The sequence below is a fragment of the Nonomuraea turcica genome (assembly GCF_030718205.1).
Taxonomy (GTDB): domain Bacteria; phylum Actinomycetota; class Actinomycetes; order Streptosporangiales; family Streptosporangiaceae; genus Nonomuraea.
In genome coordinates, this window is record NZ_JAUZQF010000114.1 from 1 (window position 1) to 507 (window position 507).

At 68.4% G+C, this 507-nt stretch carries 1 rRNA gene; it reads left to right on the forward strand.

The annotated features are described in order from the left end of the window. Positions 1 to 110, forward strand: a 16S ribosomal RNA gene (locus Q9G87_RS60485); the annotation flags it as partial. Positions 111 to 507: the final 397 nt, after the last annotated feature.

The following is a 507-nucleotide window of genomic DNA, read 5'->3' on the forward strand; positions in this document are numbered from 1 at the left end:
CCGTGGCCCAACCAGCTTGCTGGGGGGAGCGGTCGAAGGTGGGGCTGGCGATTGGGACGAAGTCGTAACAAGGTAGCCGTACCGGAAGGTGCGGCTGGATCACCTCCTTTCTAAGGAGCATCTTCACCCATCGCCACCGAACGTGTGGTGGGGTGACAGCTCACTAGTGGAGCACTGGCTACTCTGCGCCACGGCGCGACTCCGTTGCCGCTCTGTCGTGCTGCGCCACGGCGCGACTCCGTTGCCGCTCTGTCGTGCTGCGCCACGGCGCGACTCCGTTGCCGCTCTGTCGTGCTGCGCCACGGCGCGACTCCGTTGCCGCTCTGTCGTGCTGCGCCACGGCGCGACCTTGCTGCGGCCTCCGTTGGCCTCGTCCCTCGCTCTCTCCGGCCTATCGCGCCGCCCGTGTTCATGGTCGCGCTTGCTGCGGCCTCCGTTGGCCTCGTCCCTCGCTCTCTCCGGCCTATCGCGCCGCCCGTGTTCATGGTCGCGCTTGCTGCGGCCTCC